Source organism: Vibrio lentus (assembly GCF_002875945.1).
In the GTDB taxonomy this organism is placed as follows: domain Bacteria; phylum Pseudomonadota; class Gammaproteobacteria; order Enterobacterales; family Vibrionaceae; genus Vibrio; species Vibrio apostichopi.
The window spans coordinates 1-25,738 of record NZ_MCZK01000149.1; the positions used below are offsets into that span (position 1 = coordinate 1).

General features: G+C 43.1%; 25 protein-coding genes. 16 read left to right on the forward strand and 9 right to left on the reverse strand.

Translation table 11 applies throughout. The annotated features are described in order from the left end of the window. Positions 1-182: 182 nt before the first annotated feature. The 3 genes from BCT49_RS17735 to BCT49_RS17745 form a co-directional block, all read right to left on the reverse strand. Positions 183-1,910 (reverse strand): response regulator, encoded by a 1,728-nt coding sequence (locus BCT49_RS17735; RefSeq protein ID WP_102437071.1) that lies wholly within the window; start codon positions 1,908-1,910, stop codon positions 183-185. Then, the gene (locus tag BCT49_RS17740) at positions 1,910-3,094 is read right to left on the reverse strand and encodes an FIST signal transduction protein (protein ID WP_102437073.1); all 1,185 of its coding nucleotides are present in this window, start codon (positions 3,092-3,094) and stop codon (positions 1,910-1,912) included. The genes BCT49_RS17735 and BCT49_RS17740 overlap by 1 nt, the downstream gene beginning before the upstream one ends. A 115-nt stretch (positions 3,095-3,209) precedes the next feature. Then, positions 3,210-3,575, reverse strand: coding sequence for a hypothetical protein (locus tag BCT49_RS17745; RefSeq protein WP_102437075.1), 366 nt, complete (start codon positions 3,573-3,575; stop codon positions 3,210-3,212). Positions 3,576-3,827: 252 nt separating this feature from the next. Between BCT49_RS17745 and ccoN the strand changes: the two genes are divergently transcribed. The 10 genes from ccoN to uspE all read left to right on the forward strand — a co-directional run bounded on the left by ccoN (position 3,828) and on the right by uspE (position 12,842). Then, a complete protein-coding gene (ccoN, locus tag BCT49_RS17750) occupies positions 3,828-5,261 on the forward strand; it encodes a cytochrome-c oxidase, cbb3-type subunit I (RefSeq protein ID WP_102437077.1) in 1,434 nt (477 codons plus the stop codon). 11 nt (positions 5,262-5,272) lie between these two features. After that, on the forward strand, positions 5,273-5,893 hold the full coding sequence (gene ccoO / locus BCT49_RS17755; RefSeq protein ID WP_016767204.1) for a cytochrome-c oxidase, cbb3-type subunit II: 621 nt from the start codon (positions 5,273-5,275) through the stop codon (positions 5,891-5,893). Positions 5,894-5,902: 9 nt separating this feature from the next. Continuing rightward, positions 5,903-6,076, forward strand: a complete 174-nt coding sequence (locus tag BCT49_RS17760) for a cbb3-type cytochrome oxidase subunit 3 (RefSeq protein ID WP_102437079.1) — start codon at positions 5,903-5,905, stop codon at positions 6,074-6,076. Next, on the forward strand, positions 6,076-7,050 hold the full coding sequence (gene ccoP, locus BCT49_RS17765; RefSeq protein WP_102437081.1) for a cytochrome-c oxidase, cbb3-type subunit III: 975 nt from the start codon (positions 6,076-6,078) through the stop codon (positions 7,048-7,050). The genes BCT49_RS17760 and ccoP overlap by 1 nt, the downstream gene beginning before the upstream one ends. 106 nt (positions 7,051-7,156) lie before the next feature. Then, a complete protein-coding gene (locus BCT49_RS17770) occupies positions 7,157-7,636 on the forward strand; it encodes a FixH family protein (protein WP_102437083.1) in 480 nt (159 codons plus the stop codon). A gap of 5 nt (positions 7,637-7,641) precedes the next feature. Next, on the forward strand, positions 7,642-10,014 hold the full coding sequence (locus BCT49_RS17775; protein ID WP_102437086.1) for a heavy metal translocating P-type ATPase: 2,373 nt from the start codon (positions 7,642-7,644) through the stop codon (positions 10,012-10,014). Then, a complete protein-coding gene (gene ccoS / locus BCT49_RS17780; RefSeq protein WP_102437088.1) occupies positions 10,014-10,262 on the forward strand; it encodes a cbb3-type cytochrome oxidase assembly protein CcoS in 249 nt (82 codons plus the stop codon). Before BCT49_RS17775 ends, ccoS begins: the two co-directional genes overlap by 1 nt. Continuing rightward, a complete protein-coding gene (locus BCT49_RS17785) occupies positions 10,252-10,926 on the forward strand; it encodes a sulfite exporter TauE/SafE family protein (RefSeq protein WP_102437090.1) in 675 nt (224 codons plus the stop codon). The genes ccoS and BCT49_RS17785 overlap by 11 nt, the downstream gene beginning before the upstream one ends. Positions 10,927-11,012: 86 nt before the next feature. Then, entirely contained in the window at positions 11,013-11,759 is a 747-nt protein-coding gene (locus tag BCT49_RS17790) for an FNR family transcription factor (RefSeq protein ID WP_004733691.1), read from the forward strand. Between the two features lie 132 nt (positions 11,760-11,891). After that, entirely contained in the window at positions 11,892-12,842 is a 951-nt protein-coding gene (gene uspE / locus BCT49_RS17795; protein WP_102437092.1) for a universal stress protein UspE, read from the forward strand. A gap of 184 nt (positions 12,843-13,026) precedes the next feature. Here uspE and ttcA read toward each other — a convergent pair whose 3' ends face one another. The 4 genes from ttcA to BCT49_RS17815 form a co-directional block, all read right to left on the reverse strand. Further along, on the reverse strand, positions 13,027-13,920 hold the full coding sequence (gene ttcA / locus BCT49_RS17800) for a tRNA 2-thiocytidine(32) synthetase TtcA (protein ID WP_029223700.1): 894 nt from the start codon (positions 13,918-13,920) through the stop codon (positions 13,027-13,029). A gap of 344 nt (positions 13,921-14,264) precedes the next feature. Continuing rightward, complete coding sequence (locus BCT49_RS17805; RefSeq protein WP_102437094.1) at positions 14,265-14,915, reverse strand: DUF2987 domain-containing protein; 651 nt, start codon at positions 14,913-14,915, stop codon at positions 14,265-14,267. Positions 14,916-15,038: 123 nt separating this feature from the next. Continuing rightward, positions 15,039-15,887: a glucosaminidase domain-containing protein gene (locus BCT49_RS17810; RefSeq protein WP_102437096.1), complete on the reverse strand. Its 849-nt coding sequence runs from the start codon at positions 15,885-15,887 to the stop codon at positions 15,039-15,041. Then, positions 15,880-16,731 (reverse strand): hypothetical protein, encoded by an 852-nt coding sequence (locus tag BCT49_RS17815; protein WP_102437098.1) that lies wholly within the window; start codon positions 16,729-16,731, stop codon positions 15,880-15,882. Before BCT49_RS17815 ends, BCT49_RS17810 begins: the two co-directional genes overlap by 8 nt. A 330-nt stretch (positions 16,732-17,061) precedes the next feature. Between BCT49_RS17815 and potA the strand changes: the two genes are divergently transcribed. The 6 genes from potA to BCT49_RS17845 all read left to right on the forward strand — a co-directional run bounded on the left by potA (position 17,062) and on the right by BCT49_RS17845 (position 23,110). Then, positions 17,062-18,177, forward strand: coding sequence for a spermidine/putrescine ABC transporter ATP-binding protein PotA (gene potA / locus BCT49_RS17820; protein ID WP_102437100.1), 1,116 nt, complete (start codon positions 17,062-17,064; stop codon positions 18,175-18,177). Continuing rightward, on the forward strand, positions 18,161-19,018 hold the full coding sequence (gene potB / locus BCT49_RS17825; protein WP_017107109.1) for a spermidine/putrescine ABC transporter permease PotB: 858 nt from the start codon (positions 18,161-18,163) through the stop codon (positions 19,016-19,018). Before potA ends, potB begins: the two co-directional genes overlap by 17 nt. Next, positions 19,018-19,788, forward strand: coding sequence for a spermidine/putrescine ABC transporter permease PotC (potC, locus tag BCT49_RS17830; protein ID WP_004733706.1), 771 nt, complete (start codon positions 19,018-19,020; stop codon positions 19,786-19,788). Before potB ends, potC begins: the two co-directional genes overlap by 1 nt. Before the next feature lie 137 nt (positions 19,789-19,925). Further along, entirely contained in the window at positions 19,926-20,960 is a 1,035-nt protein-coding gene (locus BCT49_RS17835) for an extracellular solute-binding protein (protein WP_102437102.1), read from the forward strand. A gap of 227 nt (positions 20,961-21,187) precedes the next feature. Continuing rightward, positions 21,188-22,225, forward strand: coding sequence for an extracellular solute-binding protein (locus BCT49_RS17840; RefSeq protein WP_017059627.1), 1,038 nt, complete (start codon positions 21,188-21,190; stop codon positions 22,223-22,225). Positions 22,226-22,309: 84 nt separating this feature from the next. Next, positions 22,310-23,110, forward strand: coding sequence for a GGDEF domain-containing protein (locus BCT49_RS17845; RefSeq protein ID WP_102437104.1), 801 nt, complete (start codon positions 22,310-22,312; stop codon positions 23,108-23,110). Positions 23,111-23,263: 153 nt separating this feature from the next. On the opposite strand, the gene cobB is transcribed toward BCT49_RS17845, so the two are convergent. Both cobB and BCT49_RS17855 read right to left on the reverse strand, forming a co-directional pair. Continuing rightward, positions 23,264-23,998 carry a Sir2 family NAD+-dependent deacetylase gene (gene cobB / locus BCT49_RS17850; protein WP_102437106.1) on the reverse strand — a complete coding sequence of 245 codons (735 nt, stop codon included), beginning with the start codon at positions 23,996-23,998 and terminating at the stop codon, positions 23,264-23,266. A 203-nt stretch (positions 23,999-24,201) separates the two neighbouring features. Continuing rightward, positions 24,202-25,422: an ammonium transporter gene (locus BCT49_RS17855; protein ID WP_102437108.1), complete on the reverse strand. Its 1,221-nt coding sequence runs from the start codon at positions 25,420-25,422 to the stop codon at positions 24,202-24,204. Positions 25,423-25,738 lie beyond the last annotated feature (316 nt).

The following is a 25,738-nucleotide window of genomic DNA, read 5'->3' on the forward strand; positions in this document are numbered from 1 at the left end:
GCTTTAAGTGCGTATTATGTATATTATGTTAAATTGAATTAAGTATTTATAAGGCAGGTATCTTTATTTGATGCCCTGCCTCTCATTGTGGCGCTACATCGGTGTTCTATTTAACAGTAAGGCTATTTACCATAAAATACCTAATAAACATATATCCTAATCTTCGATTCAGAATATGTTTATTAGACTTCAAGCATGAGCCTATCAATTGCTTCTGTAATTTCTTTGGTTCTTACTGGCTTGGTCACGAAATCATTCATACCGACATCTAAGCAAGAAAATCTGTCTTCTACTGATGTGTGTGCTGTTAGCGCGACAATTGGTGTTTGGATGTTTGCTTCTCTCATGTATTTGGTTGTGGTCAATCCATCCATTACCGGCATCGACACATCCATTAATATAATGTCTATTGAATCGCTGTCTTTTTCAATAAAGCCAATAGCTTCTTCACCGTTGCTTGCGATGAAAACTTCGTGGCCTTGTCGCGTTAAGATTAACTTTATGACCATTTGATTGGTTGGATTGTCTTCTACAACTAATACCGAGTATCGACTTCTTGGTTGTTCTTGAATCTGCAGATCATTTTGTCTGTTTGTTTTGTCACAGACGACTCTCGTCGAAACTGGCAACTGCACTTCGAATTTGGAGCCTTGTCCTAGCTCGCTGTTTACAAAGATTCGACCTCGCATCAACTCAACTAGACGTTTGGTGATCGCCAATCCTAGGCCTGTGCCACCGAACCTTCTAGTAATCGTGCTGTCGGCTTGAACAAACGGACTGAATAATGACGAAAGCTGCTGCGCGCTGATTCCAATTCCTGAATCTTCTACCGTGATATAGAACGAGCTTTGTTGATACTTGATCGACACATGTACTTGTCCGCGCTCGGTAAACTTGATTGCATTGCCAATCAAATTAAAGAGGATCTGCGCCAAACGACTCTGGTCAATATAATGAAGCTCGTCTTCAGGGATATCAGTTGTCACCGTCAAGGCTAAACCTTTGCTGTCTGCGGCCTTTCTTTGTTCAGATAAAACAAAAGTTACAGTGTCTCTTACGTTGTTCCACTGAGGAGCTAACGAGAAACACCCAGATTCAATCTTAGAGAAATCCAACACGTCACTGATAATGGCCAACAAAAGCTCAGACGATGTGCTCATATTAAGCAGTATAGATTGCTGGTCTTGAGTTAGCGCGGTGGATTTTAATGTGTCAATGAGTCCAATAATGGCGTTCAGCGGTGTCCTGAGTTCGTGACTCATCATCGCTAGGAATTCAGATTTCGCTTTATTGGCTTCTTCTGCTTCCTTTCTTGCGTTAACGAGCTCTGCGGTTCGTTCTCTTACCGTTGCTTCAAGCTTCTCTTTGTTCTCAATATCGAAGACAGCACGTTCAATTAAAGGACGGAAACGATTCAAGGTCGCTTTGGTTTCAATGCTGAAATGCTTAGTATTGGAGTGGATAAAGATAATGACGGATTGAGTCAGGCCGCTATCAATACCGGTGATCAGAACAGAGTTAATTTGGTCGAGAATAATGGGATGCAAAGAGTTGAATTCACCCAGCGACTTGGGTTCAAAAAGGATGGCGCATTCTCCATTGATGACTCGCGAAAGCTTACCGCAATCGTTCCATTTCATCTGTTCAAAGACTTTGTTATTGGTTAACAGGGTTTTGAAAGCACCGTTATTCCCTATCCTTGATACCACAATAAAGTCGTCGAATTTAATGTATTTCTTGAGGACAAATTCCAAGCTAGAGAATATCTCGGAAATGTTACCCGCTTTACTGATCGCAGAGATAGTCGATAAGATCACCCTATTCTCTTCAGCGAGCTTTCGTTCACGGAGTTTTAGTTTTTGTAGTTCAATACGAGCTTCTTGCAGCGCTTCTTGACCTTCGGAACTCATTACTTTTTTAACCTATAAAACGTTGCTGAGGATACCATCAAGTTTCCGTGCGCGTTTTCTCCACCAGAGAGCCTTCCTTGCTCGCCAAAAGTAAATGGACAGATGTATGGCAAGCCGTTAAGTGCCTGATTTATCTGGTCGCAGACCTCATCCATATCTTGTTTCAGGTGTAGCATTGGTCCTGCGCAAAAGATGTTGATCGCCCCTAATTTTTCTTCAAGATCCATGTCGTTATAATAAGAAGAATGAATAATGTTGGCGGCACGGCTGATAAGTTGTTGCTTAGAGCCCTGCATCAAATAAATGGTGTCGCCTTCATTTATATCAGTGAACAACTCGATACCGTTACACTCAGTTTCTCTGATCGAATGCGATAACTTGAAATATGGGTAATCGTAAGAAGAGCCGACTTTTCGGCCTAACGGATAAACGGTAGATTTTTCAAAAATATACCCATCATCACTGCCACCTAAATGAAAATTAGTCCATTCATTATAAACGGTGGTCGCAGGCCTATTGTCGATCTCTAATAGTATTCGATTTCTTACCTTGGTGACGGTACCTGAAAATTGAGTCGGCGTATGCCCTGAGCTTAGTGATGAATATATTGATTGCGATGCAAATACGACGGTCAACGAGACGCCGTTAATAGAGAGCGATTCTTCGTTGAATATACTCCAATTTCCGGACACCTGATTGTCAGCTGCACTGCCCCCAACAATGGGCACTTCTGTACCAAATTTTGTGTCGATAGCCGCCATCACCTTTTCTTCATTACCAGGAGTGGAATGAAGTAAGATTAAGTCAGGTATTTCACCTTCTCTATTGGCATTTATCAGTGCTTTATCGATAGCTCGAAAGGTGCTGCCTTCGATAGAATCCGAAAAGTGCTCAATGCCGGTTCCATAGGCATTGATCCCAGAATCATAGATGATAAGAACGCCAATGACTGGCCCTGAATGAAATCCAGTTTCTGTCATGATCCCGTGGCAAGTAGTGCATCCGTGGATAGGAGTATTCGGAAGAGCGTCTACCAAATATCGCTGTACAGCGAGTGTTGAATACTCTTCTGTACAGTAGCAAATGAGACAAGCTATCTGCTCTGGGGTGTCAACTCCAGAGAGTAACTCATCTACCGCAATTTTATCATCTAAGGAATAAGAGACTTTTGATCGAAATTTCATAGATTTCTGAATACTTTATTAATAGCCTATTTATAACACCTTTATGCATTAAGTTTTACTGATTTAGTACATCTTTCTATCAATAAACTACGGTGTAAGTGATTTCTATGCTCTGTTATTCTTTTGAAATGTTGACCAAATATGTGCCACTTTGTTGTGGGAATGTGATGGTTATTGATGAAGCTTTATCAGTCGTTTTCAACACCCAATTTGATGCTTCATTTTCATCAAGAATTCCCTCTCCATTATGGCTAATGATAAATTTGCCAGTTTCAGATGTTTCGATTAAATAGCCTAGGTTATCGTCCGAAATTAAAACATTATGTTTATCAATAGTAATTTGACAAGGTTTTGAAACTATACAGTTTATCGTCTCGTCTTGGTCGTATGTCACTGTTCTCCAAGTAAATGCCGCTATTAAAATAACCAACATGCCGATAATTTGAGCAAGCCTGCCTTTTGTTAGCTTTTGTGCCGCCATTATAATCTTTACTCCTTGTTACAAAGTTCAAAGTTTTTAAATAAAAATCCAATTCCAGACCAAGCGTAAGGTTACTACTCTGTCATTGATTTGTTAATTCAAGTATAGTGTCGCGTTGAAAATGCCACTTTTTTTTAAAATCAGCAAGTGGAAATAAAGTCCTGAATAGGCTGAATTTCCTTTTCTAATTTGGGTGGCATTACGACGTGAGTCGTGTTGGAAGTAAAGTGTAGTAAATAAGAAATTGGAAGCATGCAAATGAGCCAAGAAAAGCAGCTTGAACAAAACTACAACTATACGGTCGTCCGTCAATTTACCCTCGTTACAATTTTGTGGGGTATTGTCGGTATGGGCGTTGGTGTTTTGATTGCCGCTCAATTAGTTTGGCCACAGCTAAACTTTGATACGCCGTGGTTGACGTACAGTCGTTTACGTCCCCTGCATACTAATGCGGTTATTTTTGCGTTCGGTACAAGTGCGCTGTTTGCAACATCATATTATGTTGTACAACGTACCTGTCAGACGCGTCTCTTTGGTGGCCCTCTCGTAGCCTTTACCTTTTGGGGTTGGCAAGCGATTATCCTGTCCGCTGCAATTACTTTACCGTTAGGTTTAACCTCTGGTAAAGAATACGCAGAACTTGAATGGCCAATCGATATTGCTATTACTCTTGTGTGGGTAGCTTATGCGGTCGTGTTCTTCGGAACTATGATTAAGCGTAAGACATCGCACATTTATGTAGCTAACTGGTTCTTCGGAGCCTTCATCATCACGGTTGCCGTGTTGCACATAGTGAACAGCCTAGCTGTTCCAGTATCTGCGTTTAAATCGTACTCGATTTACTCCGGTGCTATCGATGCAATGGTGCAATGGTGGTACGGACACAATGCGGTAGGCTTCCTATTGACAGCTGGTTTCCTAGGTATGATGTATTACTTCGTTCCTAAACAAGCTGGTCGCCCTGTTTACTCTTACCGTTTGTCGATTGTTCACTTCTGGGCTCTTGTGTCTCTGTATATCTGGGCTGGTCCTCACCACCTACACTACACTGCACTTCCAGACTGGACTCAGTCTCTAGGTATGGTTATGTCTTTGGTTCTGTTTGCTCCTTCTTGGGGTGGCATGATCAACGGTATTATGACTCTATCTGGCGCGTGGCATAAGCTTCGCTACGACCCAATCCTACGTTTCCTAATCGTTTCTCTATCATTCTACGGCATGTCGACTTTCGAAGGCCCAATGATGGCAATTAAAACGGTTAATGCACTATCTCACTACACGGACTGGACTATCGGTCACGTTCACTCTGGTGCGTTAGGTTGGGTTGCAATGGTTTCAATCGGTTCGGTTTACCACTTAGTTCCTAAACTATTTGGTCAAGAGCGTATGTACTCTGTATCTCTAATCAATGTTCACTTCTGGTTAGCAACGATTGGTACCGTTTTCTACATTGTTGCAATGTGGATCTCTGGTGTGATGCAAGGTCTGATGTGGCGTGCAGTTAACTCTGACGGTACATTGACTTACAGCTTTGTAGAATCTGTAGAAGCTTCTTACCCGTTCTACTTTGTACGTTTCTTAGGTGGTCTTATCTTCCTATCTGGTATGTTCTTACTGGCATACAACACGTACAAAACTGTTTCTGCACCTAAAGATAGCCTTAAAGCTATCCCTCAACCGGCTTAAGGAGATTTAGAATGAGCTCAAATTCAAATAATCGCCATGAGTTGGTCGAGAAAAACGTTGGTCTACTAGCGATCTTAATCGTTATCGCAATCAGCTTTGGTGCTTTAGTAGAAATCACTCCGCTTATTTTCCAAAAGCAGACGACTGAACCTGTAGAAAACCTACGCGTTTACTCTGCTCTGGAAATGGAAGGTCGTGATATTTACATTCGTGAAGGTTGTAACGTATGTCACAGCCAAATGATTCGTCCTTTCCGCTCTGAAACTGAACGTTACGGCCACTACTCTGTAGCGGGCGAAAGCGTTTGGGAACATCCATTCCTATGGGGTTCTAAGCGTACTGGTCCAGATCTAGCGCGTGTTGGTGATCGTTATTCTGATGAGTGGCACCGTGTTCACCTTCTAGACCCACGCGAACTTGTTCCTGAATCAAACATGCCTGGTTTCCCATGGCTTGCTGAGAATGTACTTGATGGCAAATTGACTAAGCAGAAGCTTGAACTCTTCCGCAATCAATTTGGTGTTCCTTACACTGACGAACAAATTGCTAACGCTAAACAAGATGTTGAAGGAAAAACAGAGATGGATGCAATCATCGCTTACCTTCAATCGCTTGGCCACGCAATGAAATAAGGAATAATTATGGACATTATTACATTTCAAAGTGTTTGGACTGTTACTGTTTTTGCTTGTTTCATCGGCATCGTTTGGTGGGCTTTCGGTAAAAATCGTAAGTCGCGTTTCGATGAAGATGCAAACCTAGTGTTCGCTGATGAAACACCTGCGAAAGATATAAAACAAGGAGTGACGAAGTAATGAGTACATTCTGGAGTATTTGGGTAACAGTAATCACAATCGGTACGCTGATTGGTTGTGCAGCCTTACTTCGTTGGTGTTCCAACGATAAAACAGGTGTAGAACCAGGTCATGATATGGGCCACGAATACGATGGTATTCGTGAGCTTAATAACCCACTGCCTAAATGGTGGACATACCTTTTCATTAGCACAATTGTGTTTGCAGCTGTTTATCTAGCTCTATACCCTGGCCTTGGCAACTTTAAAGGTCTGCTAGGTTGGACGAGTTCAAACCAAACAGTTCGTAGCGTAGAAGAGTCTCGCTCTGCAATCGCTGCAGCTCAAGCTAACAAACAGCTAGACGAGTACGCGAAAGAGCTTGATGACGCGAACACTTACTTTGGCGAAGCATTTAAGAAGCTAGCTCATGATGAGAACGGTCTACGTTCTGTTCCTGACATCGCATCTGATGCTGAAGCAATCAAAGTGGGCCAACGTTTGTTCCTACAAAACTGTTCTCAGTGTCACGGCTCTGATGCACGTGGTCAAAAGGGCTTCCCTAACTTGACTGACGATGCATGGCTATATGGCGGTGAACCACAAGCTATCGTTACTACCATCATGCATGGTCGTGTCGGTCAAATGCCAGGTTGGAAAGACGCTCTTGGCGAAGAAGGCGTAAAAGAAGTAGTTAGCTACACTCTTAGCCTTTCTGGTCGTAGCGTAAACGCACGTGAAGCAGAAGCTGGTAAAGCTCGCTTTGTAGTGTGTGCAGCGTGTCACGGTACTGATGGTAAGGGTAACCCTGCTGTTGGCGCTCCTGACCTGACTGACCGCGATTGGTTGTTTGGCGATTCTCGCGCAGATGTAACTGAAACAGTTATGTACGGACGTTCTGGCGTAATGCCTGCTTGGAAAGATATTCTAGGCGAAGACAAAGTACAGCTGGTTTCATCCTACGTGTGGAGCCTCAGTAACTCAGATAAAGAGTAACATAATAATAACAGCCCCTTCTGAAGGGGCTGTCTTTCTTTTACAGTTAAAACCTTAAGTGTTTGTAAAAAAGTTTTATTTCATTGTATATATTGAGAATAATAATATGGTTCAGCCTTGGTATAAGCAGTTTTGGCCGTGGTTTTTACTCTTTCTAACCGTTGGCGTTTCTATGCTAACGTTGGTTCGAGTTGCGATACTGACCAACCATTCAATTCACCTTGTAAGTGAAGATTACTATAAAAAAGGGAAAGGCATTAATGTCGACATTTCAAAAGTCAACATTGCTAATGAGCTTGGCCTATCAGCTTCAGTTAACGAGAAAGGTAACTCGGTTATCATTACTCTAAACAAAGGCAAGCTTGACCACTTCCCTGCTATTAACGCAATGTTCGCACACCGAACGTTACCTGACCGTGATTTCACTCAGCTACTGACGGCTGATGCGAGCGGCAACTACACTTTGACTCTGGACCACGAAATGCAAGGCCCATGGTTTATCGAGCTTTCTCCGCATGATTCTGAATGGTTAGTGCAAGGTCGCATGAACTTCCCTATTGATACTCCTACTCAACTAACGAACTAAAGCTTATGTGTGAATCCTGTTATCACTGCGGTGAAGATGTACCAGCGGAAACGGATTTTAAAGTAGAAATCTTAGGGTCGGTTCGACCGATGTGTTGTCCGGGTTGCGAAACCGTAGCTCAGACAATCATAGATAGCGGTTTGGTCTCTTATTACCAATACCGTACTGCTCCAGCTGAAAAAGCGGATCTGGTACCAGAACAACTTCTGGCACTTAGCCATTATGACAACGAAGATGTTCAATTAGAATTTGTCCGTAGTTCTGAAAACACCTCAGAGGTGACATTGTCACTTGAGGGTGTGTCTTGTGCGGCTTGTGCGTGGCTTATTGAAAAGCAAGTGTCCTCAAAAGCAGGCGTTGGCAGCATTCGTGTCAACACCACTACTAACCGTGCCCTACTCAGCTGGGACAACACTCAAGTTAAACTCAGTGAACTGTTGTCCGCTATCCACACGCTAGGTTATAAAGCAGCACCGTTCGAGGCTGATCAACAAGAAGCGGCCTATCATCGCTCGATGAAGAATTATCTCTATCGTCTTGGCGTTGCGGGTTTAGCGACCATGCAAGTCATGATGTTAGCTGTGGCACTTTATCTCGAAGTGTTTGGCAGTCTTGAGCCTGAATTCAAAAGCTACTTTCGTTGGGTGAGTTTGATCTTCGCAACGCCAGTGCTGCTCTACTCTGCATTACCGTTCTATATTAACGCTTGGCGTAGTATCAAAGGCCGAACCTTAGGAATGGATGTTCCTGTGTCGATTGCTTTGTTATTTGCTTACGTTGCGAGTTTGGTGGCAACGGTGACAGAGCAAGGCGAAGTGTTCTTTGAATCTATCTCGATGTTTACCTTCTTCTTGCTTCTAGGCCGTTTCTTAGAGATGAGAGCGCGTCGTAAGGCAGCAGCTGCGAGTGGTAACCTGCTTAAGCTGGTTCCTGCAATGGCTACAACGTTAGACGGCGAGCAAGTTCCGGTTAAAACTTTGAAGGTTGGCGATCAGATTCGTGTTCTTCCTGGCGAGCATATTCCTGCGGATGGCAAAGTGTTGTCTGGTAGAATTCACATCGATGAATCCATGCTGACTGGCGAATCGCTCCATGTCGTTAAGAATGAAGGCGATACCGTCTTTGCTGGCACACTCAATGGTGATGAATCGTTTGAATTGGAAGTAATGACCTCTAAAGCGGATTCAGTGATTTCTAATATCGTTCGTCTTCAAGATGAAGCTCAACTTTCTAAGCCTAGAATTGCTGAAATTGCCGATGTGGTAGCGCGATACTTTGTTGCGGTTATCTTAATTATTTCATTCGGGACTTGGTTCTACTGGCACCAAACACGACCAGAAGACGCTTTCTGGATCATGCTTTCAGTATTAGTGGCGACCTGCCCTTGCGCCCTGTCTCTTGCAACGCCGACCGCGATTACGTGTTCAACATCTCGCATGGGTAACTTTGGTATTTTGCTGCGCAAAGGCCACGTATTCGAAACCCTGTGTAAAGTGAACCACTTAATAATCGATAAAACGGGCACGCTCACTGAAGGCGATATTCGTATCAGCAAAGTCGAGACGTTTGCTGATCTTGATAAAGAAACATGCCTACAAGTCGCAGCGAGCTTAGAACAACACGCTAACCACCCTATCGCTAAAGCGTTCAAAACTCATACTTCAGATGATATCGAAGTGGAGTCGGTGAACAACGTGATTGGTTCAGGCATTACTGGTGAGTGGAATGGGCAAGAAGTGGCGATTGGTAGTAGCGAGTTCATTCTAGGTGAAGCTCAGCCATCTGAAAGTAACGGTATTTACTTGTCGATGGCTGGTCGTCATATCGCAACATTCACTTATGAAGACCCGATTCGTAAAGAAAGTATCGAGTTCATTAAGCAATTTAAAGAAGCGGGAATCAAAACGACGCTGCTGACTGGCGATTCTTTGATTAACGCGAAACCTGTTGCGGCAGAGATTGGTATTACTGATATTGTTGCTAACGCGAAACCAGAAGACAAACTGGCTTACCTTAACTCTAGAGACGCAAGCGACATCACTATGATGGTTGGCGATGGCATCAACGATGCGCCTATTCTTGCGGGTGCACACCTTTCGGTTGCTATGGGTGGCGGTACGGATGTAGCGAAAGCCTCTGCTGATATGGTGTTATTGGGCGATAAACTCGATAGATTACTTAAATCACGTACATTGGCGCTTAAAACGCGTAAGATAATCCGTGAGAATTTAGCGTGGTCGTTGGGGTATAACCTACTTATTCTTCCATTGGCCGTAGCTGGTTTGGTTGCTCCGTACATTGCCGTTGTTGGCATGTCTGCTAGCTCTATTATTGTTGTGTCTAACTCGTTAAGGCTTTTAAAAGAGCAAGGTAAATAATGGAAAGTTTATACATACTCATTCCAATTGCGATCGTACTTGTGTGCATCGCTGTCGGTATCTTTCTATGGGCAGTTAAGAGTGAGCAGTTTGAAGACCTTGAGCGTCAAGGCCACAACATTCTGTTTGATGAAGATAACCATATTAACGTTGATACTAAGCCTACCGCAGCCTCGAAAGAGAGCGACAAGAAACAAAGCTCGACTGAAACACAATCTAACGTAGAAAAGAAGAATGATGACGCCTGATTGGATTGGCGCTTTTGTTGTTGGATTGATCGGCGCAGGCCATTGCATGGGAATGTGTGGTGGTATTGCGTCGCTTCTGTCTATTGGCAACAGTAAGCCTTCCCCTGTTATTCCCCTCCTTTATAATCTAGGACGACTGCTAAGCTATGCCGTCATTGGTGGCGTGATTGGCGGTGCGATTTCTTCTATTGGCCAGTTGAGCGATTTTAATGCCTTACTCGGTTGGCTTCGTTTATTTGCTGCCGTTTTTATGATTATCTTAGGTTTGTACATCGGTAAATGGTGGTTCGGCTTGTTGTTCTTCGAAAAAGTCGGACAGAAGCTATGGCGTTATATATCTCCTATAGGTAAATCATTTCTACCATTAAAGCATCCTAGCCATGCTTTACCATTTGGTTTCATCTGGGGCTGGCTTCCATGTGGCCTTGTTTACTCTATGTTGACCTGGGCTGCGGTATCGGGAAGTTGGTATAACGGAGCGGGTATTATGCTTGCTTTCGGTTTAGGGACGCTACCTGCGATGCTTACTGTTGGTATGGGCGCAAATTTTCTCAAAAAACTGCAACAAGCCGACTTATTTCGCCAACTAGGCGCAATTCTAATCCTTATTTACGGTTTTTATACTGGTTATATGGCACTGCAGCTCATTATTTATACCGTATAGCTATTCTTTAAATCCAGTTTTTTTACTACCCAACTGGATAAAGGAATGCTAAAATATTGACGTATATCAAATAGTGAAAGATTGTTATGATTTCTGAAAAGCCTGTGACGAAACGTGTTCAGTCTGGTGGCTGTGCAATCCACTGCCAGGATTGTAGTATTAGCCAGCTCTGTATCCCATTTACTTTGAATGAATCTGAACTCGATCAACTTGATCAGATCATTGAGAGAAAAAAGCCTATTCAAAAAGGCCAAGAGTTATTTAAAGCCGGTGACGAGCTTAAATCTCTGTATGCTATTCGCTCTGGAACGATCAAGAGTTACACGATTACTGAGCAAGGTGATGAGCAGATTACTGCATTCCACCTAGCGGGTGATCTTGTTGGCTTTGATGCGATTACGGGTGACGAACACCCTAGCTTCGCACAAGCACTTGAAACTTCTATGGTGTGTGAAATTCCATACGAGATCCTTGATGACTTATCAGGAAAAATGCCTAAATTGCGTCAGCAAATTATGCGTCTGATGAGTAACGAGATTAAAGGTGACCAAGAAATGATTCTGCTTCTTTCTAAAAAGAACGCGGAAGAACGTCTTGCTGCATTCCTTTACAACCTTTCTACTCGCTTCTCTCAACGTGGCTTTAGCCCAAGAGAGTTCCGCTTAACGATGACTCGTGGCGACATTGGTAACTACCTTGGTTTGACTGTTGAAACAATCAGCCGTCTATTAGGTCGCTTCCAAAAAGCAGACATCTTGAGTGTTAAAGGCAAATACATCACTATCGAAGATCACGATGCTCTGATGGAACTTGCTGGCGTTTCAAAAGAATAGTTTAGATATGAATGATGTAGTTCAATAATGAGCTACATCATGTTTCTCCCCTAAAACCTCTTATATTTCTCTTAATCTCTCCATAACTACGCTACATTATTTATATGTTCGGTCTGAAAAGTAGGCTTAGTTATGAGTATCTATAACAAAATTTTAGTTGTCGCAGACATTAATCACGATGAGCAACCTGCTCTAGTTCGTGCTATCCAACTTGCAAAGAAAAGCACCTCAACAAGCCACATCACTTTCTTTTTGTCGATATACGATTTCTCGTATGAGATGACATCAATGCTCTCTGTTGATGAAAGAGACGCAATGCGCAAAGGCGTGATTCATCAACGCGAAATTTGGATGAATAAAGTCGCAGAACCTTACCTTGATGATTCTATTGAATTTAACGTTCAAGTGGTTTGGCATAACCGTCCTTATGAAGCGATCATCGCTGAAGTATACAGCGGTGGGCATGAGATCCTGATTAAAGGTACGCGTAAGCACGATACCTTAGAGTCTGTGATTTTCACTCCTACAGACTGGCATCTGTTGAGAAAGTGCCCTAGCCCTGTGCTCTTAGTTAAAAATGATTTCTGGCCTGATAATGCGAAGATTTTTGCTTCGGTACACGTTGGCTCTGAAACAGAAGCTCACATAGAGCTGAACGATACAATGGTTGATAGATTGCTTGAGATTACGGGTCGTTTGGATGCTGAACCTTTCTTGGTGAACGCTTATCCTGTAACGCCAGCGAATATCACTATTGAGCTGCCAGAGTTCGATCCTACGTCTTACACTGACGCAGTTCGCGGTCACCACTTAACGGGAATGAAAGCACTTCGTCAAAAGCACGGTATGTGTGAAGAACAGACGATCGTTGAGCAAGGCTTGCCAGAAGATGTGATTCCACGAGTAGCGTCTGAAAACAGCGCCGCTATGGTGATTTTAGGAACCACAGGTCGTACTGGCTTGTCTGCTGTATTTATTGGTAATACCGCAGAGCACGTTATCGATAAGATTAATTGTGATGTCCTGGCTCTTAAACCGTCTGGTTATGTGAGCCCTCTCGATCCTAACCTTGCTAAAGGTTAAGTTGGGTTAAAAAGTTAAGTGAGTTAAAAGTTTAAACGGATAGAAAGGCTAAATGCCTTAAAACAGTAATCTCAATATGTACTTCAATCTATATATTTAACTCATAAAAAAACGCCTCAAGCATTGATTGCTTGAGGCGTTTTTATTTATCTAGATGTTATAGCAATTCTATGACGAATAAGACTTAAACGTTGGTTACATCAATGTACAAAGACTCATCGATGTTTGACGACGAGATCTCAGCTTCTTCGAATTCGTATGCTTTGCGCTCTTCAGTACGGTCTAACGGTAAGTTAATGAAATCAAACAACTCACGGTCTGCCAATTGGCTCGGACTCACGTTCTGAATTGACTTGAAGACCTTCTCAACACGGCCTGGAGTCTGTTTATCCCAATCAATTAGCATCGCTTTGATGTTTTGACGCTGTAGGTTTTCTTGAGAACCACACAGGTTACACGGAATGATCGGAAACTCTTTGTGCTCTGCGTATTTGATTAGGTCTGTTTCGCGACAGTAAGTCAGTGGACGGATTACTACGTTGCGACCATCGTCAGAGCGAAGCTTAGGTGGCATAGCCTTAAGGCGAGCACCGTGGAACATGTTCAGGAACATAGTCTCAACAATGTCGTCTAGGTGGTGACCAAGAGCAATTTTCGTTGCACCAATCTTCTCGGCAAACGAGTACAAAGTACCGCGACGCAGACGTGAACAAAGGCCACATGTCGTCTTACCTTCTGGCACTTTTTCTTTTACTACTGAGTACGTATCTTTATCTACGATGTAGTAAGGAATGTTCAGAGTTTCAAAGTACTCAGGAAGGATATGCTCAGGAAAGCCCGGTTGTTTTTGGTCTAGGTTTACGGCAACAACATCAAATTTGATGGGTGCTGCTTCACGTAAACGTAGCAAAATGTCTAGCATCGCAAATGAATCTTTACCGCCACTAATGCACGCCATTACTACATCATTCTCTTCGATCATGTTGTAGTCGACGATGGCATTCCCAACATTTCTTCTTAGAAGTTTCTGAAGCTTGTTGAATTCAAGTGTATCTTTTTTATTTTCGTTTTGGTTCATTGCGACTCTCACACCGTCGTATTACCGACTGTAGATTGCTAGTGGGACTGTTTTAGGGCGTGGATTATACGGATTTTTATTTAAGGTTGAAACAGTAACGGCAGGATAAACAAGCCGAGCAGGAGAAAGATTCTGCCATATCATGCGTTCTGCCTTCTAATAGTGAGAAAACACGTCGTAAGTAAGAGGTAAGAATCAATGATGAAAGGCTATTTGGATATGTGATTTTGCAAGATCAAAGGTTTTAGATTTAAGGCTACGAATAAAAACAGCCTGTTCAGAGAAGAACAGGCTGTTTAATAAGATCTTAAGCTGAAGCGAAACAAAGAGCTCCAGACTTACCGCTATTGTGCTGGGATGTAAGGCAAAACACGAACAGTGGCTTCTGGCAACGTGATGCTGTCACTTCCATTGAGCTCAGCTAGCGTGAATTTCGCGCGCCCTTCTTCAATTGGGATTTGCTTACCATTAGACAGAGCAATGTTGCCTTCAAGCTTATTATCAAACTCCAACGTTAAGCCTTGGATATCGGGTGTGATCCAGCTTGAGAACATGCCGCTTACGTCTTCTAGCATCGCTTGCATCTGCGGTAACAGGCTTTCTAGCTGTGCAACTTCAACCGTTCCAGACAAAGGTTCCTGAGTCATTACAACCAGCGAATACGCACACTCTTGTTCTTGTGTTTGTACAAAGATAAGAGGATTAGCTGAACGTAGGTTTTGATCGACAGGTAGAAGCAGCTCATTGGCTGGAGAGACTTTTAGCTCTTCGTAGTGCTCTTCTTTTTCCATCCACGCTTTGCTGATGTGACAGATTGTTTGAGCTTGTTGATCCACAAAGAAGACTGCAACTTTGACATCATCATGTCCTTTTTTGGTGTTGTTTTTAAGCTGTGTGTAGAGCTTGGAATACGTGAACATGTATTCTTGAGCTGAAGCCGGAAGAGAAACCCCAAGGCTGAATGAGGCTAATAGAGCGAGTACTGTCTTTTTCATTATTATAATCTTGTCGAAGTTGAGCGTTCATAATTAAAAAGAGCAGCCATTAGCTGCTCTTTGTGTGATGCCGTTTGGATAATAACTTACTTTCGAGGTTAACCAAACTGAGACCAAATCGAGTTACTTTTGCCAGTATACCTCGTTGTGACGGATCATGGCTTGTAAATCAGTCACATAGTCTGAACCTCGCTCAGAATATTTTAGTAAGCCGTTGGTAAGCTCTGTCGCAGATGCCGTTGTTAGCAAATCGTCGCCCTGTGCCGCCAGTTTTGCTCGAATCGCTCTTAAATCGGCATAAGCACGATTACGGTTCAGGTTCATGAAGTAACGATGAACGGATTCTTGGCTTGAAGAGAATGTAGCCACTTCATGTGAACTGCCTTCGTTACGTTGTAGCGGAACCAGACCACAACCTTTGGTGTAACACCAATGTCCGAAGTAGTTGTTGGCTTTGGTTGCGAAGCGCGATGTACCCCAAGCCGACTCGTTGGCCGCTTGAGTCAATACAAGCGCCTCTGGCAGTACGTTAACGCGACTCAGCATTTCCGTAAGCCAAGCTTGATCTAACCCTGAAGATGGCACTGGCAAGCTGTATAACTTCCCTAGCCTTTTCGCATACGACACATCTTCCGAATCCACGTTCGCAATGCCTGCTTGAGAGATCTTGGTTAAAAACGCACGCTCTTTGGTAATTCGTTTGTTTTCGATGTTGATGCTAGGACGAAGGTAAGAAAAGAAGGTCTCTTTTTTCTCGTTCACATCTTCAATGGCAACAAAGTTTGGGCGATCTGAAGCCACGGTCAAGTCACCAAAATCACTTGATGTATTTGAGCTTTGCTCTGATGAGCGTCGGCGCTCTTCTTCTTGGTAAATGTACGGGCCAACCAGTGAGATAGAACCCACGATCGCCAGTGCCGTTACCTTGAGCGCAAGAGATTTACTTGCGCTGCCTTTGACGTTATTACGCATCGAACACCTGAGGGTTTTTATTGTTGTTGCCGCCGTTACTGTTATTGTCGCCGCCATTGTTGTTGTCGTTATTATCGTCATCGCTATTTGGTCGATCTGACGCAATAACTTTTAACTTAATACCAAACATTTCGCGGTAAAGAATGCCTTTAACGTGGAAGAAGAATGGTAGTACGAAGATCAAGCCAATTCCGTACATCATCGCAGCAACGATAAACATCAGCATCACCGCTAGGTAAATAGACGCAACGGTGAAGATTTTCTTGTTTACCGCTCGTAGTGAAAGCAACAGCGATTGCATTGGTGGAACTTTCTTATCACAAATCAATAGGATTGAATGGCTGAAAGCCAGTGAGAAGTAGATAGAAAGAAACGGTAACAGCATTCCTGCAATACCTTGCAGCATTAAGCTGAACAAAGTCACCAAGATAACCGGTACGGTAAATTGTAGGCCTTTACTAATATGACGAGTCTTGGTGTGCAAACCTGCAGCGTGGCTCATTGCCATTAGGCTGATGCCCGCATAGATAGGTGCACTCACCACTTCATAGCTAAAGTTAGCAATGAAAATAGATTCAACGATTTGTGGCGTAAATGCCTCAGGGTCGATAACGGCATCTAAGATGACTGCCGGATCACCAAGCTGTAATTTCAATGCGATATAAAAAATAGCCAGTTGCACGAACATCAATGCAACGATCGCAGGAGAAAACGAAAGAAAGTGACTTACCGTATGTTTCCATGCTTCTTGGAATACAGCCGTTGCTTTGAGCTCATAATCGCCGGAAAGTGCACGGTCGATACTACCGCCCAAATTAAAATCTTTTTCGATGTCGTTGTTCATATTGATACCTAGGTGTGCTCAATTGCTTGAAGCCACCTAACTTATTGATAAAAAATTACCTTCATTATACTCATATGTCGGAGACAAACTAAAATATGAATCTGTAACAAGGCTTGCTTTTGCGTCTTAATGGTTAATAATTAGACACTTATTAGGGTGTAAACCCAATAAATAACAGTATGGTAAAGGATGTTTACTTTTACCTGCGAAATTTTTTATCTTCGAATGGTAAAAAATGCTTTGAATTCACGTTTTTGGTGATTATCATGCGCGCCTTAAAAGTGTATAGCAACAGGTCTCAAATAGAACCAAGGTGGAGAAAAACAGACGTTGAACGCTAAAAAATCAGTAGGAAAGCCAGTCGTACAGTTAACTGGCATTAGTAAAAGTTTCGATGGTAAGGAAGTCATCGGCAATCTTGATCTAAACGTAAATCATGGTGAGTTTCTCACGATATTAGGCCCGTCCGGTTGTGGTAAAACCACGGTACTAAGAATGATTGCAGGGTTTGAAACGGCAGATAGTGGTGAAATACTATTAGCCCAACAGAATGTAACCCAAGTTCCTGCTGAACAAAGGCACGTTAACACTGTATTCCAAAGTTATGCCCTATTCCCACATATGACCGTTTTCGACAATGTGGCATTTGGTTTACGCATGCAGAAAGTACCAAACACTGAGATTGAACCTCGTGTCATGGATGCTTTAAAAATGGTGCGCCTAGAACAAATGGCACAACGAAAGCCACACCAGCTATCCGGTGGCCAACAGCAACGCATCGCAATCGCTCGTGCTGTCGTTAATAAGCCTAAAGTTCTTTTGTTGGATGAGTCTCTATCTGCTCTTGATTACAAACTACGTAAACAGATGCAAATCGAACTTAAACAACTGCAACGCCAACTTGGTATCACGTTCATTTTTGTAACGCATGACCAAGAAGAAGCATTGTCCATGTCTGATCGTATTATTGTTATGCGTGATGGCGTGATTGAACAAGACGGAACACCAAGAGAAATCTACGAAGAGCCTAAGAACTTATTTGTTGCTCGTTTCATTGGTGAAATTAACGTATTCGAAGCGACAGCGAAATCTCGTCAAGATGAAAAGCGCATTGTTGCGACAATCGAAGGTGAAGAGTCAATTATCTATCATGATAAAGACGTAGCACCGGGCCAAAAACTGCAAGTACTACTTCGCCCTGAAGATCTTCGTATCGAAGAAATTAAAGAGTCGGTTCAAAGCGGTATTGTTGGCCACATTGTCGAGCGAACCTATAAAGGCATGACATTAGATTCAGTCGTAGAACTTGAATCAGGTATGCGTGTCATGGTTAGCGAATTCTTCAACGAAGATGACCCTGATGTTGATCACTCACTGGGCCAAAAAGTTGCAGTAACTTGGGTTGAGAGCTGGGAAGTGGTGTTAGAAGATGAGCAAGAAGTTTAATTTACAAAACGCGATTGTTGCTTTAATCACAGGTTGGTTAGTGCTGTTCGTGATGATTCCAAACATCATGATCATCGGTACTAGCTTTCTAACTCGTGATGAAGCGAACTTGATCGAGATGACCTTCACTCTCGATAACTACTTGCGTTTGGCTGATCCGCTGTATTTTAAAGTGCTGATGCACTCTTTCTATATGGCGATTGTCGCAACCCTACTTTGTTTAATTATTGGTTACCCGTTCGCCTACATCGTGGCAAAAATGCCTGCGAAATGGCGTCCAATCATGTTGTTTCTAGTGATTGTGCCATTCTGGACAAACTCTTTGATTCGTACTTACGGATTAAAAGTTGTTCTGGGGACTCAAGGTGTGTTGAACAAAGGTTTGTTGGCGTTAGACATTATCGATAAACCACTTCGTATTATGTATTCAGAAACGGCAGTAATGATCGGTTTAGTGTATATCCTACTCCCGTTCATGATTTTGCCGTTGTACTCAGCGATTGAAAAGCTAGACGATACTTATTTAGAAGCGGCTAAAGACTTAGGTGCGAACAAACTTCAAACGTTATTGAAGGTTGTTTTACCCCTAACGATGCCAGGCATTATCGGCGGTTGTTTACTTGTATTGCTCCCTGCGCTTGGAATGTTCTACATTTCAGACTTGTTGGGCGGCGCTAAGAACCTGTTGATAGGTAACGTCATTAAGAGCCAAGTGCTGAATGCTCGTGATTGGCCGTTTGGCGCTGCAACCAGTATTGCACTGACTACTGCCATGGCTGTGATGCTTTATGCCTACTATCGCGCAGGCAAGTTATTGAATAAGAAAGTGGAGCTAGACTAATGGGTCGCACAGTTAAGTTCAGCTTTATGGCGCTGGTATACGCTTTTCTATACCTACCTATTATCGTATTGATTGCAAACTCATTTAATGCCAATAAATTCGGCATGAAATGGGGTGGCTTTACCACTAAGTGGTATGACGCGCTGATCAACAACGACAGCCTAATGCAGGCTGCGTGGCACTCGATTAACGTAGCGGTGTTCTCAGCAACAGCCGCAACGATTGTTGGAAGCCTGACTGCTGTTGCCCTATTCCGTTACCAATTTAAAGGTAAAGGCATAGTCAATGGCATGTTGTTCATCGTGATGATGTCACCAGATATCGTAATGGCGATTTCGCTTCTTGCGCTATTCTTGGTAATGGGTGTTCAACTTGGGTTCTTTACCTTACTTGCTGCGCACATTACTTTCTGTCTACCGTTCGTTGTTGTCACGGTCTACAGTCGCTTGAATGGCTTTGATGTGAAGATGCTAGAAGCCGCAAAAGATTTAGGTGCAAGTGAATGGACGATTCTAAAACAGATCATCCTGCCTCTTGCTAAGCCAGCGGTTGCTGCGGGCTGGTTATTGAGCTTCACTCTGTCTTTGGACGATGTGATCATCAGCTCTTTCGTAACGGGCCCAACCTATGAAATCTTGCCACTGAAGATCTACTCGATGGTTAAAGTCGGTATATCTCCAGAGGTCAACGCCCTAGCAACAGTGATGTTAGTGGTGTCGTTAATACTGGTGATTATTTCTCAGTTATTAGCGAGAGAAAAAATCAAGTAAGTCTCCTACTCTTTACTGAGACGGACTTGATAAGATTCAAGTTTAACAACAGTGTTATTCATAAACAGAATGGTAAATTACCATTCTGTTTTTCTATCTAGTGCCTTCGGGCAACGTTTAGTTTGGAGCTAACGTCAATGAAAAAATGGGCTACTCTATTAGCTGGTAGTGCATGTGCGCTTTCAATGTTATCTGCACCATCGTTTGCAAAAGATAACAAAGAATTGGTATTCATGAACTGGGGACCTTACATCAACAGTGAGATCTTAGAACAGTTCACGGATGAAACTGGCATCAAAGTGATTTACTCGACTTACGAGTCGAATGAAACTTTGTACGCAAAATTGAAAACGCACAATAAAGGTTACGACCTTGTGGTTCCTTCAACCTACTTCGTGTCTAAAATGCGCGACGAAGGCATGCTTCAAAAGATCGACAAAACCAAGCTAAACAATTTTGAGAATCTAGATACAAACTACCTAGATAAGCCATATGATCCGAACAATGACTACTCTATTCCACACGTAGTGGCAATCACGGGTCTTGCTGTTAACACAGACATGTACGATCCAGAAGATTTCCAAAGCTGGGCTGATCTATGGAAGCCTGAGCTTGAAGGTCAGCTGATGATGATGGACGACACGCGTGAAGTGTTCCACATCGCACTGCGTAAGTTAGGTTATTCAGGTAACACGACTAACGAGAAAGAGATTGACGAAGCCTACGCTGAACTGCGTAAGCTGATGCCAAACGTTCTTGTGTTTAACTCAGATAACCCTGGCGCACCATACATGTCTGGTGAAGTGGGTCTTGGTATGCTTTGGAACGGTTCTGCTGCTGCAGCGCAAAATGAAGGTCTGCCGATTAAACTGATTTTCCCTAAAGAAGGCGGCATCGGTTGGGTTGATAACTTTGCCATCAGTTCTGGCGCAGTAAACGTAGAAGCGGCTCATAAGATGATCGACTTCCTACTTCGCCCAGAAATCGCAGAGCAAATTTCTCGTGACACCGGTTACCTAACGGCAGTTAAAGCGTCTAATGAGAAGTTCAAAGACAGCCCTGCTCTGTTCCCGTCGCAAGAAGACCTTGACCGTGTTGAATGGCAAGCTGCGGTTGGCGATAAGACAGTGAAGTACGAAGATTATTTCATGAAGCTAAAAGCCGGTCAGTAAGCGAGTTCTTTATCTAGTTGCTCTGGTCAACGGACGCTAATAAGTAACTGGTTTACTTAACAACCTCAGTTAGATAATCAACACGTTAAAAATAAGAATATCAATGAATAGGCAGCTTAGACTGCCTATTTTGTTATATCACTGCTATAATCTAGCGCGATTTTTAGAAATCCATTTACTTTGGGTTCACTACCCAGCTCCAAATCAAACAAATGAACGGAACAGTAATGAAAAAAACACTGTATACCGGCGCATTGTGTGCTGCTACTTTACTTTCTACACCCTCTTTCGCAGCTGACCAAGAACTGTATTTTTACAACTGGTCTGAATATATTCCAAATGAAGTACTAGAAGACTTCACAGAAGAGACTGGCATTAAAGTCTATTACTCAACTTATGAGTCTAACGAAAGCATGTACGCTAAGTTAAAAACTCAAGGTACGGGTTACGACTTAGTGGTTCCTTCTACTTACTTCGTTTCTAAGATGCGTAAAGAAGGCATGCTTCAAGAGCTTGATAAAACTAAGCTAAGCCACTTTGCTGATTTGGATCCAAATTACTTAGATAAGCCATTTGACCCAAACAACAACTACTCGATCCCATACATCTGGGGCGCAACGGGTATTGGTATCAACTCAGATATGCTAGACAAGTCTTCAGTTAAAAACTGGGGCGATCTGTGGGATACACAGTGGGAAGGTCAACTGATGATGATGGATGACTCTCGTGAGGTTTTCCATATAGCACTGTCTAAACTGGGTTACTCTCCAAACACAACAAACCCTGAAGAAATCAAAGAAGCGTACGAAGAACTTCGTAAGCTAATGCCAAACGTATTGGTATTTAACTCAGATTTCCCAGCAAACCCTTACCTAGCGGGTGAAGTGTCTCTTGGTATGCTTTGGAATGGCTCTGCTTATATGGCACGCCAAGAAGGCGCAACAATTGACATCATCTGGCCAGAGAAAGGCGCTATCTTCTGGATGGACAGCCTAGCAATTCCAGCAGGTGCTAAGAACACTGAAGCGGCACATAAGATGATTGACTTCCTTCTTCGCCCTGAAAACGCAGCTAAGATTGCTCTAGAGATCGGTTACCCGACGCCAGTTAAAACGGCTTACCCTCTTCTTCCTAAAGAATTTGCTGAAGATAAGAACGTTTTCCCACCACAATCAGTGATGGATAACGGCGTTTGGCAAGATGAAGTTGGCGAAGCGAGCGTTATTTATGACGAGTACTTCCAAAAACTTAAAGTAAACAACTAGATTGTTACTGACAGGTTAATAAAGCGGCGTAAGCCGCTTTATTTTTATCTATACTTTATATAGGATGGTATTAAACGACATGGAGTGCGTTATAATATGCCAGCGAACCCGATATTATTGGTTGTGACTCTGATGCTGCTTGCGTCTTTCTTGATGCTCGGCCTGAGTTCATTCATCCACATAGACTCTAATTACGACCTGTTTTTCGAAACAAACACCCTCGTGATTACTATGTACATCTACTACGTTGCTCGTCATGCCATTCGCCCACATAAAATCCTTCGCTGCGGGGCTCTACTGCTCATTTTCAACCTATTTTATGATGTGACCACAGAACTCAAACATCTCGATGAATGGGCAGACAGAAACGAACTACTCGACACCTTCCTTGAAGATGGCTTATTGCAAATAGCCTTCCTACTTATTGCCTACGGCATTACTGAGCTGACGACTCAATTAAAAGATCAAAGCAAACAAGATGAGCTGACAGGTTTGTATAACCGTAAGAAGTTCGATGCGATCAAGTTGAAAGAATTCGAACTCATCTATTTCGATCTGGATGGTTTAAAAACGGTGAATGACCGTAAAGGCCATAAAGTCGGAGACCTCATGATCGTTCGCTTCTCTCAGGCATTGAGCCAAGCGGTATTAGAAGATGAAATGGTGTTTCGTGTTGGAGGCGATGAGTTTGTCGCAACAGCGCAGCTAGGTCGTGGTGGTGAGTTCGTCAGCCAAGTTAACAACCAACTTCACGGTGAAAACATCTCCTTTTCTTACGGCATCGAAGTCACTTGCCAAGAGAACTTTCAACAGGCGCTTGATAAGTCAGATAAGGCGATGTACGAAATGAAAAAAGCGCAGCGTTCTGTTTCAGCTAGCTCTTAATCTTCAGTTAATTGAGATTTTAATAGGCCGCTATTTACCTTTACGAACAAAACTCTTCATGAACAAAAAAGCAAACACCCATCTGACTTGCTTGGTTGCAGTCGGATACGTATTTGCCTTGTTAGCTAAGCTTGAGCAAAAGCGTTATGACAATTAAGCGGTCAAAGAACCTTTCTCTACAGACAAAAGCTCACCGACTAATTTCGGCACTTCAATACTGGCTTTACCGTAGCGTTTCTCTTCAAATTCACTCTCAACCGCACTCGGTTCGAGGTTGATTTCAATCGTATGTGCGCCATGCATTCTAGCGTCATGTACAAAACCAGCCGCTGGATAAACCACACCTGACGTACCGATCGAGATGAACAAGTCCGCTTCTTCTAACGCTGAATAGATGTCGCCCATTCTTAGTGGCATTTCGCCAAACCAAACAATGTGAGGACGCATTTGAGCGGGGATCTGGCAGCAATGACAAAGCTCACCGGTTTCGATATTGTCTTTATGCTCGATAACCTGATTAGATTCGCTGCATCTCGCTTTTAATAGTTCGCCATGCATGTGGATGATATTGCTGCTACCGCCACGCTCATGCAGGTTGTCGATGTTTTGAGTGATGATGGTTACTTTGCCGTCTAGCTTCTCTTCGAGCTCACCTAGCGCCTTATGGGCTGAATTTGGCAGGATGCTTTCGCTTTGTAATCCATGACGACGTTTATTGTAGAACTCTTGCACCAAATCTGGATCTTTTGCAAAACCCTCAGGCGTCGCAACATCTTCGATTTTATGGTTTTCCCATAATCCATCTTGTGCTCGAAATGTTTGTATCCCCGACTCCGCTGAGATTCCGGCACCAGTAAGAATTACGATATTTCTGTATGGGAAATGCATATAACGTCCTTTTAGATATGTCACTTGGTAACAGCTTAGCACTGTTCAAATTCCAACAATAGTTTTAGGGATTAGACCATAGTCTTAGCCAACTGAATTCATTGGTTATTTGTGACATAACTCGCTCGATATCGGCGGATTAAGAATGACCAGACACAAAAAAAGCGACCGAAGCCGCTTAGTATTTATCTATTAAACCGTGATCAGTCTTCGTTGATGGATGAGATCTTGTGGATAGCAAGGTCAGCACCGTTGAACTCGTCTTCTTCACTTAAACGTAGGCCTGTTAGTTTGCTCAACACACCATAAACAATGAGTGCGCCAATTAAAGCTACAGTGATACCCGCCAAAGTACCAACAACCTGAGCAGCAAAGCTCACGCCCCCTAGTCCCCAGAATGCTTGTTGGCCGAAGATACCCGCTGCAATACCACCCCAAACGCCACACACACCGTGTAGAGGCCACACACCGAGCACATCATCTATCTGTGTTTTGTTTTGCATGTAGGTGAACAGGTAAACAAACAGTGCGCCTGCAACGCCGCCAGTAATCAAAGCGCCCAATGGATGCATCAAGTCTGAACCTGCACATATCGCCACGAGACCAGCTAAAGGACCATTGTGAATAAAGCCTGGGTCATTTTTACCTGCCACAAGTGCCGCTAGAATACCGCCGACCATTGCCATTAATGAGTTCATCGCCACTAGGCCGCTGATGCCATTGATCGCTTGAGCAGACATCACGTTGAATCCAAACCAACCCACACATAAGATCCAAGAACCTAATGCTAAGAAAGGAATATTTGATGGTGCGAAGTTGGTGTGCTTACCTGCGCGGATACGACCTTTACGCATGCCAAGGAAGTAAACTGCAACCAATGCAATCCAACCGCCAACGCCGTGAACGACAACAGAGCCTGCGAAGTCATGGAATCCGTAACCAAACTGGCCTTCTAGCCACGCTTGGAAGCCAAAGTTACCATTCCAAATGATGCCTTCAAAAAATGGGTAGATGAAACCAACGGTAAACAGTGTCGCAATCAAAATTGGATAGAAACGTGCACGCTCTGCGATACCACCGGATACAATCGCAGGGATTGCTGCAGCAAAGGTCATTAGGAAGAAAAACTTAACCAGTTCGTATCCATTCCCTTGCGATAGCGTTTCTGCGTCGGCAAAAAAGTGCGCGCCATAAGCGACCCAGTAACCGATAAAGAAGTAAGCAATAGCGGAGACTCCAAAATCCGAGAGGATCTTAACCAACGCATTGACTTGGTTCTTCTTTCGAACGGTACCGACTTCGAGAAAGGCGAAGCCAGCGTGCATCAAGAAGACCATGATGGCGCCGAGTAATAGGAATAAAGTATCTGAACTTTGGGTAAGGGTTTGTACTGCACTATGAACTTGAGTCACCGTTTCACTCATTAAAGCATTCTCCTTCGCTTTATCTGATTTGCACTGATATCGTGCGATTCAATGATGTAATTAATTAAAGACTCAACAGTGAACGCAAGATGTGTTCCAAGTGCGAAGGGTAATTTTCGTGCAACAGATTTTCACTTTAAGCTATTGATTATTATATTCTAAATATTTTGGTGCACTTTTATGGTTCCTAAAGACCGAAAAAATCATCACGACAATTGCACCAAATAAGGGAGTTGCACCATATTGAAGCGACCAGCAAGTAGGTTCTAATCTAGAGAACGGCTGACAACTATTTACTGTTCGAGAGACTTAAAAA